We start from the raw sequence: 12,123 nt of genomic DNA, 5'->3' as shown, positions 1-12,123 counted from the left end.
GAGTCACAGTGCCAAATGAAAAAAGCGAGGTATTCGACGATTAACCGCTGAATACCTCGCAATGTGAGAAGATATGGACTTTTTCAGTGCCCTCCTTCAATGGAGAGCCCTTTTTATATGTGTTATTAATTATCTTTAACGTCTTTTCGGTTTTTCTTTAACATTTTAGATAGCATTTCATAAACGATTGGTACAACTACTAATGTTAATAAAGTTGAAGATAGTAGACCACCGATTACTGTAATTGCTAAGTCTTTTGAAATTAGACCACTGCCACCATTACCAAGTGCCATTGGAATCATCGCACCGATTGTTGCTATGGCAGTCATTAGGATTGGACGTAAACGAGTTGCACCAGCCTCTAAAATGGCTTCGCGCATTGCAAGTCCGTCACGTTCCATATGAATAATGCGGTCTACTAATACGATGGCGTTTGTTACTACGATACCGATTAGCATTAATAGTCCCATCATAACAGAAACAGAAATTGTTTGACCTGTGACGAATAATCCGACAAATGCTCCAATTACTGCGAATGGTAGGGAGAACAGAATAGCGAATGGTGCTAAACCTTCACCGAATGTTACTACTAGGATGAAGTAAACAATCGCGATTGCAGCTAACATAGCAATTCCAAGCTGTGTGAACGTTTCTTGCATGTCTGCAGCAACGCCTCCAACGCCAGTCGTTACACCTTTAGGTAAATCTAATTTATCGATTTTTTTATCAGCAGCTGAAGTAGCTTTTGAAATATCGTCACCGATAATCGTACCAGAAACTTTTGCGAAGTATTCACCTTTTGAGCGAGATAATGAGTTTAATGTAGTGCCTTCTTCTACTTTTACTAACTCACCGATTGTCATTGTTGTGCCCAAAGCTGTTTGGATTTTAGTAGCTAATACATCATCAAGGGATTTAGCGGCAGCTTTTTCTTCATGCTGTACAATAACATCAATATCTTCACCATCATACTGAACTTTAGTTAGAACTTCTGGTGATGTATTTTGATTTAAAGCCATTACAATTTGAGCAGTAGTTAAACCGTATTGTAGAACATTTTTTTGCTCTACTTTTAAGGTATTCTCAACAAATGGATCTTCAGTATCAGACTTAATCTCTTCTAAACCATCAACTTCTTTTAGTGCGCCTTCTACTTGTTTCACTGCTTTACGAAGCTTATCTAAATCTTCACTATATAATGTGTAACTTACTTCATTTGAAGACGATGACATTGATGAGAAGTTTTGAGATTTCCATTCTCCTGATTGGCCAATGTTAGTTACATAATCTTCAACTTCTTTACGCGCTTCAGGGAAGTCCTTCATATCTGGATCGAAGATGAGGTACATTAAGGCGCCACCAGCACCGCCACCCATCATCATTGCCGAAGGATCAACATGTTTAGGGTCATTGATCGAAACTTGTAAAATATTAACGTCTTTACGTTTCATTAATTCTTTTTCTACTTTTGCAACATTTGCTTCTGTATCTTTCATTAGCTCGCCTGTACCAGGAGTGTACGTTAAGTACATAACCTTATCTTCTTGTGAGCCCATGAAACTGAAGCCAATAAGTGGTGTTAAAGCAAGAGAACCAACAAGCAGTACAATCGCTATAATCGATGTAATGATTTTGTGATTTAATGATTTTGCGAGTACACCTTTATACCAAAGAGCTAGTTTACCAACTTCTTTATGTTGACTTTCTTTTTTCTCACCGTATATTTTTTTACGGAATAGGAAGTGAGATAAAGCTGGAACAATTGTAATCGCCACTATTAATGAAGCACCTAGCGCAAACGACATTGTTAACGCAAACGGCATGAATAATTCACCAACCATACCGCCTACAAACATTAGTGGGGCGAATACTGCTACGGTTACTAATGTAGAAGAAAGGATTGGTTTGAACATTTCAATTGTCGCTTCACGAATAAGAGCGCGACCTGTTAGTTTTTCATCTTTTAAATGGATACGTCGATAAATATTTTCAACAACTACAATGGAGTCATCAATTACACGACCAATCGCCACGGTTATCGCGCCGAGAGTCATAATGTTCAAGGTTATATCCATCCAGTTTAATAATAGTAATGCCATGAATACTGAAACTGGAATAGAAATAATCGAAATAATTGTTGATTTGAAATCACGTAAAAATAGTAAAATAATTAATACGGCAATGGCACCACCGAATACTGCTTTTTCAATCATTGTAAACACTGAATCTTCAATCGGTTTACCTTGGTCAAGTGAGATATCCACTTTTAAGCCGTCTAATGATTTTTCTTCATCTTGCATTAAATCTTTCACTGCATTTACGACTTTTACCGTATTTGCATCTTGAGCTTTAACGATTTGAATCGCAATCGCATCTTTGCCGTTTGTACGTGATACGGATTGTACTTTACCTTCGACTTCAATCGTTGCAATATCGCCTAAGCGAACGAATGGTGAAGGATTTGTAGCTGAAGGTGTAACTGGAATCAATAAGTCTTTTAACTCATCGATAGATTTAACTTTACCGTCTACTGAAACGGCCTGTTCACCTACAGTAAATTGATATAAACCAAGTGAAAGCGACATATCACTTGCTTGAATCATTTGCTTGACTGAATCCTCTGTTAAGCCAAGAGCAGCCATTTTTGCTTTATCATATTTAAATGATACTTCATTAATGTGCTGACCGTTGATAGTTGCTGAAGCAACGCCATCAATTTTTTCGATTTTAGGAAGTAGAATGTTTTCTACTGTTGACGTTAATCCGACAATATCTTCCTTAGAGCTACTAACCGATAAAGCGACAACAGGCATCATATTCATGCTAATTGCCATAACTGACGGTTTTTGAGCACCTTCAGGTAATTTTATACCTTCTAAAGCGGACTCTAATTGGCGTTTTTTCTCATCCATATCAATTCCATAGTCATATTCCACTTGAACTTGTGCTACGTTTGAAGAGGATGATGAGTAAACTGCTTTTACATCTTCTAAGCTTTCAATTGATTTTTCAAATGGTATGGAAAGCTCATTCATTACCTGTTCAGGTGTTGCACCAGGGTAAACACCCATTACAATTAAATATGGTATAGAAATATCAGGTATGGATTCCATTTTCATTTTTGTACCTGAATAAATACCAGAGACAGTGATGATAATTGTTAATAACCACACTGCCAATTTGTTTTTCAATACGAAATTAACTAAACCTTTCACCTTCACACCTACCCTTTATTGACTAACTAGATTTCGTTATTTATACTAATGACTAATCGGTCATTTGTCAATGAAACACATTAGGAGAGAATTAAAAGTATGTTAAAAAAGCAACTTATTATGGAGAAGGCGTTGGAGCTATTCTCAGAACAAGGCTTTGAAGCTACATCTGTACAGCAAATTACAGAACGATGTGGAATTTCAAAAGGTGCATTTTATTTATCTTTCAAAACAAAAGACGAGCTTCTAATTTCAATGGTAGAGAATTATCTGCAGCAGTTTGTGACTGACGTTGACCAAGTAGTCAGAAGTTCACTTAGTAAAGATATCATTTTAGTTGAATTTTACAAAAGTATTTTTCAAGCTTTCAAAAAACATGCTGCATCTGCTCGTGTGTTTTTTAATGAGAAAGTACTTCTAACAAAAAAAGAATTGTTCCAGAAAATAATTGCTTATGATGTCGAGATGTCTAAGTCGATTATTTATATGCTTGAGCAGCTATATCAGGATAAACTTGACGATACTAAATATGATGTTATGTATTGCATTAAAGGATTCATGAAAAGTTATTCAGAACTTTTTATTTTTTCGGATATACCACTCGATTTAGATCAATTGTCTAAATCTCTAGCTGAAAAGACAGAAATTCTTGCAAGGTATACAACCATTCCGTTTATGACCGAGGAACTCGTTCAATTAACAGCAAAACCTTGTAATGAAGATTTTTCAAAGGAATCTTTACTAGAATTAATCGAACAACATCTAGATGGCTTAATAGACACTATAGAACGCGAGTCTCTAGAATTATTAAAAGAACAAGTCGAAAATCCAACCTATAGTAAACCGATTATAAAAGGTTTAATTGAAAACTTACGCTTGCAGCCAGATTATCGTTGGGTTGCTTATGTAATAGCTAAATACTTTAATATGTAGACATAAGGATAGGATTGCACACTCTAAGACGAGTGAGTGATCCTTATCTACGTGTAATACAGTGTCTGTAACGATAGATAAAGTTTAGTTAAGGTTAAAGAATATTGTACGAAAACTTGAAGTGTTAGCGGCAATTAAGTAATAGTCTAGGTGACTAGAAGTGTGGGCATGGTTTCTGACAGTGTTGAAATAAGGATAGAATAGCCATTCTTGTGTTACTCTAATTCATTGTTGTTGAAATGGTTTTAGAGTCGTCATACTCTATACGAAAAAAAGAGCAAAGAGGTTCCAAAAAAATGAAAATAAAAAAACTACGCAATTTTGCGTAGTTTTTTTATGATAATTAAACTTCCATAATGATCGGTAAAATCATAGGGCGACGTTTTGTTTTTTCAAACAAATATGGTCCTAAAACGTCTGTAATTTCATTTTTTAGCTCAGTCCATTGAGGAGTTTTGCCTTGAATGGTCTCGTTTAGGTGACGGTTTAGCATTTTTTGTGCTTCATTAATCATCGTACCTGACTCACGCATGTAAACAAAGCCTCGTGAAATAATGTCTGGACCGGAAACGATTTTTTGGTTTTCCATATCCACACTTACAACAACGATCACTAAACCTTCTTCAGAAAGAATGCGACGATCGCGTAATACGATATTACCGATATCTCCTATACCATTGCCATCAATATAAACGTCTCCTGAAGGAATACGACCTGCTACATGTGCTTCGTTGGCACTTAATGCTAGCACGTCACCATTCTCCATGACGAATGTATTTTCAAGCGGAACATCACAATCTTCTGCTAGATGAGTATGCATTTTCAACATACGGAATTCACCGTGAATTGGCATAAAGAATTTAGGCTTCATTAAGCGCAACATTAATTTTTGTTCTTCCTGAGAACCGTGACCAGAAGTGTGGATATTATTTAGTGCACCATGTATAACTTCTGCCCCTGCACGGAAAAGTAAGTTGATGATCTTGTTTACACTTACTGTATTTCCTGGTACTGGAGAAGAAGAGAAGACAACTGTGTCACCAGGCTGGATTTGGATTTGACGATGTGTACCATTGGCAATACGAGAAAGAGCAGCCATTGGTTCACCTTGAGAGCCTGTACATAATATCATTACTTCATTGGCAGGAAGACGATTAATGCTTTGGGCATCAATAAATGTATCCTTTGGTGCATTAATATAGCCTAGTTCACGACCAATTGTAATGGCATTATCCATGGAACGTCCGAAGACAGCAATTTTTCGTCCGTATTTTACTGCAGCATCTGTTGCTTGCTGTAAACGGTGAATGTTAGATGCGAAAGTTGCGAAAATAATACGACTATCTACCTTGCGGAAAATTTCATCGATACTTTTACCAACTGTACGCTCTGACATTGTGAAGTTCGGCTTTTCCGCATTCGTACTATCTGAAAGTAAGCACAGTACGCCATCACGGCCAATTTCAGCCATTTTTGTTAAGTTGGCTGGCTCTCCTACAGGTGTAAAGTCAAATTTAAAGTCACCTGTATGCACGATGTTACCAGGTGGTGTTTTTACAACGATTCCGTAAGCATCTGGAATACTATGCGTTGTTCTAAAGAAGCTTACTGATGTTTTTCTGAACTTAATAACATCTTCTTCTTTAATTTCGATAAGCTTTGTTGTACGTAGTAAGCCATGCTCGTCTAACTTATTGCGTAATAAACCAAGTGCAAGCTTACCGCCATAGACAGGGACATTTACTTGACGTAATAAGTAGGGAATACCACCGATATGGTCTTCGTGTCCATGTGTAATAAATAATCCTTTAATTTTGTCAACGTTGCGTACTAAATACGTATAATCCGGAATAACGTAATCAATACCGAGTAAGTCGTCTTCTGGGAATTTAATGCCGGCATCAATTAAAATGATTTCATCTTGAAATTGAACGCCGTAAGTGTTTTTGCCGATTTCGCCCAGTCCGCCGAGCGCGAAAACAGCTGCTTGGTCATTTTTAACAAACTTCATGTTTGTTAAATTTCCTCCAAGATAAAGTTCGGGCTTGCTTGTTCGTAGGCTAAATAGTTACCTTCAAGCAATTGAACGAACTCGATGTTATAGTTTCGGTCTTTTAGCTTTTCACGTACTTCGCGTTCTGAAGCAGCTTCTAGGTATAGACTTTTAGTGTTTTCGCGAACTGGAATTTCATTTGCTTTTTCTTGATAATAAACTTTGTAAATCATAGTTTGCTCTCCTTTAATTGCGTACAATTTTATTGCACCTTTGACTAATACCACACACGTACTACAAGAAAAAACAGCAAATTTCTAGTAAGTAAAGGAAGAAATTAGGCGTTTGAAGTTCTTGTATTCTCAGTGTTACAATCCAGACGTAATTACAACAAGGTGTAATTGAATTATGCAATGAGACAGTGGTTGCACATAGCCAAATAAATGCATTTCCTTTATATTATCACGCAGTTACTCTAAAATAAAGAAAAGCCCTTCAAATAATGAAGGGCAAATGTTAGGCAATTGATTTTTTTCCGAGTATGCCGCGAAGTTGTTTCAACAATTTACGTTTGAATTTCTTCAACATGGCACATCACTCCTTAGGATCATTATAATAAAAAATATTGCCTCTGTAAAGTCAAAAACCTTGCAGAATAATACATAATGAAGGGGACTTTAAGATGAAGAAAATATTATTTTTTGATGTAGATGGTACACTTTATAATAGTGAGAAAATATTACCGGCTTCTGCGAAAGAGGCACTTTTGGAAGCTCGGCGTAATGGATATGAGATAGCGATTGCAACTGGACGTGCACCTTTCATGATTCAATCCTTACTAGAAGAGCTAGATATTAATACGTATGTGACATTTAACGGACAATATGTTGTTTATCGTGGTGAGGTTATCTATGCAAATGGTGTTGGAAAAGATGAACTAGCCAAAATCATTGCCTTTGGTGAAGCGCGAAATGAACCTGTAGTATTTTTAGATGACAAGCGTATGGTTGCATCCGTAGGAAATAACGATATGGTAGTAGAAAGTCTAAATACATTGAAATATGAGTATCCAACTATAGACTCAACTTATTATATGCAGAACGATGTTTATCAAACACTTATTTTTATGGAAGAAAAAGATGAACATTTATATCGTAAGGCATTTCCAAACGTGCAATTTGTACGCTGGCATCACTATTCATGTGATATTTTACCGAACGGAGGCTCGAAGGCTGCTGGTATTGAAAAGGTCCTTGAGAAGATAGGGCTGACGTTAAATGATGCTATTGCTTTTGGGGATGGACTCAACGATATTGAAATGTTGCAAGCTGTTGGAACTGGCGTGGCGATGGGGAATGGACATGAGAGAGTAAAGGCTGTTGCTACTCATGTTGCAGAGCATGTGGACGAGGATGGTCTTGCTAAAATTATGCGCCAATTAAATATTATTTAATTTATTTCAGCGGAGTCCAAACATTCGCTGAAATAAATAAGGTCTCCGGCGCGCTAATAAAGGATTTTAGGTTAATTGATCTGCAACCTGTTATTGTTACCGCTCCGCTTACGCGCAAAAGACATCTGCCGCACCGCTTACGCGCAAAAGAGGCATAAGAGTGCCGAGGCTAATTCATTGAAAAAAGAAACTAAAGAAGCAACTAGTTGTTAATCAATTCTTACAACTAGTTGCTTTTGTATTTAGTAATTTATTCAGTTGTTTTTACTATTTTCAGTTGTACACCATTATCCGTGAAATGATTGATCGTGTCTTCTGGTAGAGCGTTATCAGTAATAATCATTGCTACCTCATTTACTGGACAAACTTGAATGGCGACATCTTTGTTAAATTTTGAAGAGTCTGCTGCTACATAGACAGTTTGAGAAATATTTATAATTTGTTTCCGGGTAATAGCCTCTTCTAAATTGAAATCGGAAATTCCTTTTTCAATCGATACGCCACTAGCACAAATAAACGCTTTATTAATATTAAGGTGATCGAAGCGGAAGAGGAAATCATTAGACGTTACAGATTTTTCGGAATGTCGAATTTTACCACCGATGATAATCACTTCGATATTGGAGCCAATTAAATCAAAGGCTACTGGAAGTGAGTTTGTGATGACAGTTAATTTTTCTTTTTCTAATAAAAATGGTGTCATTTGGTATGTGGTTGTTCCGCTATCTATAAAAATGCATTCCCCATCTTGTACTAAAGAAGCACATGCTTTTGCAATAGCGATTTTTTCTGGTAGCTGTTCATGAAGTCTGTGATCGATCAATCCCTCAACAGGTTCCATATATTTTACACCGCCATAAAACTTCTCGATTTTCTTTTCTTGAACAAGCTGTTGAATATCACGACGGATTGTTTCCATGGATACGTTGAACTCATTTGTTAGTGTTACTAATTTTACTACCTTATGCTTCCGTACAAATTGCAAAATAAGCTGTTGCCTTTCTATTGTATACATTTTATCACCTCTCCTTATTATTTACTCAATACACTTATAACTTTGTCAACACTTGGTCAGAATTTACTCAACATTTACACAAATCCGTAATTTCCTTTACAAATAGTCCCTAAACTAAAACTAAGAACTAAAGAGAGGTGAAGGATTTGTTAGAACTAAAAAATATCTCGAAAAACTATAAAAATAAAAAAGTTATAGAGAATATAAATTTAAACATTCAATCTGGTGAAATAGTTTCTTTACTAGGACCGAGTGGCTGTGGAAAAACAACTTTACTCAATATTATTTTAGGTCTTACAAAACAAACGAATGGACAGGTTTTTTTCAATGGACAAGATATATCGAAACAATCAATGCGAGAACGAGGGTTTAATATTGTTTTTCAAGACTTTGCATTGTTTCCGCATTTAAATGCATATGACAATATCGTGTATGGTTTGAAGAATAAACAAGAAGGAATGTCAAAAATGGAGGTTCAGGAATATATAGACTTTTTAGAACTGACTCCACATTTACATAAAAAGATTCATGAGTTATCGGGTGGACAAAAACAACGCGTCTCTATAGCTAGAACACTTGTCATGCAGCCTAAAATTTTATTGTTAGATGAACCGTTAAGTGCACTTGATGGAGTAATAAAAGAATCAATTAAAGAACGAATTCAATCTATTGCTCGCCAATTTAATTTAACAACTATTATTGTAACCCATGATCCAGAGGAGGCGCTCACACTTTCGGATAAAGTGCTTATTATTAATGAAGGAACTGTTTCGCAATTTGGAACGCCGCAAGAAATAGTAAATACGCCAGAAAATAAATTTGTGGAAGATTTTATATTAAAGCAGCTTCATATAAAACGTCATAACATCTATCAGCTATTTGGAGAATCTTATGCTTAAATCAAATAAAATGATGAAATTGATTTTTCTGCCAATTATTTTCTTTTTTATCTTCTTTTTAGTTGTTCCGTTATTTTATATGTTTTGGCAGTCTTTAAAAAAAGGGAATGCCATCACCATTCAAAACTATATGGAAGCATTGCAAAATGTAGAGATTCGCGATGCGTTTTTCAATAGTTTTCAGGTCTCTTTAGTAGCGGCTTTCATAACGACCATTTTGGCTTTCTTATTGGCGTATGCTGTTCATTTTACAGCGATGCATCGCTCTATGAAAAAGCTTGTGCAAGTTGGTATTACATTACCGATGCTATTGCCGACCATTACATATGGCTTTGTACTCATTTATACATTTGGTAATCAAGGGATTATTACGAAGATATTTGGTCAGCCCTTGTTTTCGGTATATGGATTTAACGGTTTGTTAATTGGTTATGTGCTTTATACATTACCTGTTGCCTTTATATTAATGCAAAATTCCATGCAATACATTGATAAACGCTTTCTGCTAGTTTCCGTGTTGATGCATGATCGTCCGTTGCGAAGATTTTATCATACAGTATTTCGCCCGATGCTAGGGACGATTGGTGGGGCATTCATCCTATCATTTGTTTTAAGTTTTACGGATTTTGGGATACCCGCGTCAGTCGGTGGTGGCTACAAAGTTATTGCAATTGAGTTATATCAAGCGATGCTTGGCTCCATTGTGCATTTTGAGAGAGGCGCAGTAATTTCAATTTTAATGTTAGTACCTGCCATACTTGGAGTTGTTATGTTAACGATTTTAGAACGGTTTAATTTTCAGTATAAGTAAGTTTGTAAAAGTGACCTCATTGTCCATCGGTTCCGTGACTTGATGTTTACTGTTTTCTCGTTTGTTTGTGTAGGTGGAGTGTTCATCATGTTTTTAACGATATTTATAGTACCTTTTACGAAGGGCTACCCATATGATTTCAGCTTTACACTAGAGCATGTGAAAAACGTACTAGCTGAACCGGGCTTGAAGACAGTCTATATGAATTCGCTAATTGTTGCTGCTTTGACAGCTATTTTAGGTGTGGGTGTAGCATTTGTGTCCGCTCTATTAAATGTACGAACACCGATTAAAGGAAGGAAAAGCTTAGATTTTGCTTCGATGATTACGAATACTGTGCCAGGCATGGTACTTGGTCTTTCGTATTTATTTTTCTTTAACGGAAGTTCTTTTAAAGGGACTTTTCTGATCATTATTGCGTGTAATATTGTTCATTTCTTTACAACGCCGTATTTAATGGCCAAAAATTCATTGCAAAAAATGGACCCGACATGGGAAGTAACGGCAGAGCTATTAAAAGATTCGTGGTTAAAAACTGTTATTCGCATTATTTTGCCGAATATCAGACCTACAATTTATCAAATGTTTAGCTACTATTTTTTAAATGCCATGGTAACTGTTAGCGGAGTAATTTTTCTTGTCAGTACAAAAACGATGCTTGTATCGACACGTATAAAAGAACTTCAACATTTCGCGAAGTATACAGATATTTTTGTCCTATCGATTTTTATTTTATGTACAAACCTCATTGTGAAATTAGGTTGTGACTATATAGCAACACCTAAAGAAAAACTAAAGGAGCATAAAGATGAAAAAATCAACAGTAATGATGTTAGGTACAGTTAGTTCAGCAATTGTTTTAGCTGCTTGCGGAGGAGCGAATGCGGAATCGAAAGAACAAGTAATTATTTATTCAAATGCAGATGATGAAGCAATTCAAGTAATGGAAACAACTTTAGATAAAGAAGGTTATAAAGGGAAATATTTAATCCAATCATTCGGAACATCTGAACTTGGTGGGAAAATGATGGCAGAGGGGAAAGACATAGAGGCGGATGTCGTTACGATGGCTTCCTATTTCATTGAAAGTGCGCAAAAATCTCAGTCAATGTTTGTGGACTTATCTTCAGAGTTAAAGCCTTTAGATGATGGTACTACGTTTGCATTGCCGATTTTGGGGAATATCGGCTCGATTTTTATTAATACGGATTTATTACAACAAAAAGATTTGCCAGTCCCGACATCTATAAAGGATTTAACAGACCCTTGTTATAAAGATTTATTGTCATTTCCAAATATTTTAGACTCATCAACAGGTTGGTTATTAGTACAGGCGATTATTAATGAGTATGGAGAAAAAGAAGGCCAAAAAATAGTAGCTGGTTTACTTAAAAATGCTGGCCCGCATATCGAAAGCTCAGGCTCTGGGCCTATTAAAAAAGTGAAAACGGGCGAAGTGGCTGTAGGGTTTGGTCTACGTATTCAGGCAATCGATGCTAAAAAAGAAGGGTTGCCGATCGATTACATCGATCCAATAGAAGGTAATTTTACATTAACAGAATCAGTGGCCGTGGTAGATAAAGAAGGGGATGAAGCATTAGCTCGTGAAATAGCAAAAGTAATAGCAACAGATGCCCGTCCTGATTTGTTGAAGCAATATCCTGTTGCTCTTTATGAAGGTGAACAAGTAAATGAAGAGTTTGTTCCTAAATATTTAAAGAAATGGGACACAACATTAACGGTAGATTTATTAGAAAAACATCAAGCGTTCTTTAAAGAAGCGCAACGATAAGGAGCTATTAAT

8 protein-coding genes and 1 pseudogene are annotated in these 12,123 nt (G+C 36.1%); 5 read left to right on the top strand and 4 right to left on the bottom strand.

Annotated features, from left to right (window positions below):
• Nucleotides 1-125: 125 nt before the first annotated feature.
• Nucleotides 126-3,215 (bottom strand): efflux RND transporter permease subunit, encoded by a 3,090-nt coding sequence (locus tag ACIQ7N_RS11180; protein WP_402931984.1) that lies wholly within the window; start codon nt 3,213-3,215, stop codon nt 126-128.
• Nucleotides 3,216-3,314: 99 nt separating this feature from the next.
• Here ACIQ7N_RS11180 and ACIQ7N_RS11175 point away from each other — a divergent pair, with 99 nt between their 5' ends.
• Entirely contained in the window at nt 3,315-4,148 is an 834-nt protein-coding gene (locus ACIQ7N_RS11175) for a TetR/AcrR family transcriptional regulator (protein ID WP_402931982.1), read from the top strand.
• A gap of 343 nt (nt 4,149-4,491) precedes the next feature.
• On the opposite strand, the gene rnjA is transcribed toward ACIQ7N_RS11175, so the two are convergent.
• Both rnjA and ACIQ7N_RS11165 read right to left on the bottom strand, forming a co-directional pair.
• On the bottom strand, nt 4,492-6,159 hold the full coding sequence (gene rnjA / locus ACIQ7N_RS11170; RefSeq protein WP_132357700.1) for a ribonuclease J1: 1,668 nt from the start codon (nt 6,157-6,159) through the stop codon (nt 4,492-4,494).
• A 5-nt stretch (nt 6,160-6,164) separates the two neighbouring features.
• Nucleotides 6,165-6,374: a DNA-dependent RNA polymerase subunit epsilon gene (locus ACIQ7N_RS11165; RefSeq protein WP_100543180.1), complete on the bottom strand. Its 210-nt coding sequence runs from the start codon at nt 6,372-6,374 to the stop codon at nt 6,165-6,167.
• 449 nt (nt 6,375-6,823) lie between these two features.
• On the opposite strand from ACIQ7N_RS11165, the gene ACIQ7N_RS11160 reads away from it, so the two are divergent.
• Nucleotides 6,824-7,594: a Cof-type HAD-IIB family hydrolase gene (locus tag ACIQ7N_RS11160; protein WP_274068505.1), complete on the top strand. Its 771-nt coding sequence runs from the start codon at nt 6,824-6,826 to the stop codon at nt 7,592-7,594.
• Between the two features lie 250 nt (nt 7,595-7,844).
• Here the strand turns inward: ACIQ7N_RS11160 and ACIQ7N_RS11155 are convergent, their stop codons facing one another.
• Nucleotides 7,845-8,609, bottom strand: a complete 765-nt coding sequence (locus ACIQ7N_RS11155) for a DeoR/GlpR family DNA-binding transcription regulator (protein ID WP_402931979.1) — start codon at nt 8,607-8,609, stop codon at nt 7,845-7,847.
• Between the two features lie 146 nt (nt 8,610-8,755).
• Here ACIQ7N_RS11155 and ACIQ7N_RS11150 point away from each other — a divergent pair, with 146 nt between their 5' ends.
• From ACIQ7N_RS11150 to ACIQ7N_RS11140, 3 genes and pseudogenes are all read left to right on the top strand, one after another.
• Complete coding sequence (locus ACIQ7N_RS11150; protein WP_402931977.1) at nt 8,756-9,508, top strand: ABC transporter ATP-binding protein; 753 nt, start codon at nt 8,756-8,758, stop codon at nt 9,506-9,508.
• Nucleotides 9,501-11,165 (top strand): annotated as a pseudogene (locus tag ACIQ7N_RS11145) (ABC transporter permease). Before ACIQ7N_RS11150 ends, ACIQ7N_RS11145 begins: the two are co-directional and overlap by 8 nt.
• Entirely contained in the window at nt 11,128-12,111 is a 984-nt protein-coding gene (locus ACIQ7N_RS11140; protein WP_402931975.1) for an extracellular solute-binding protein, read from the top strand. Before ACIQ7N_RS11145 ends, ACIQ7N_RS11140 begins: the two are co-directional and overlap by 38 nt.
• Nucleotides 12,112-12,123: the final 12 nt, after the last annotated feature.

It is taken from the genome of Lysinibacillus sp. NPDC095746 (assembly GCF_044763535.1).
Taxonomy (GTDB): Bacteria; Bacillota; Bacilli; order Bacillales_A; family Planococcaceae; genus Lysinibacillus.
This window is presented reverse-complemented; position numbering and strand designations above follow the sequence as displayed.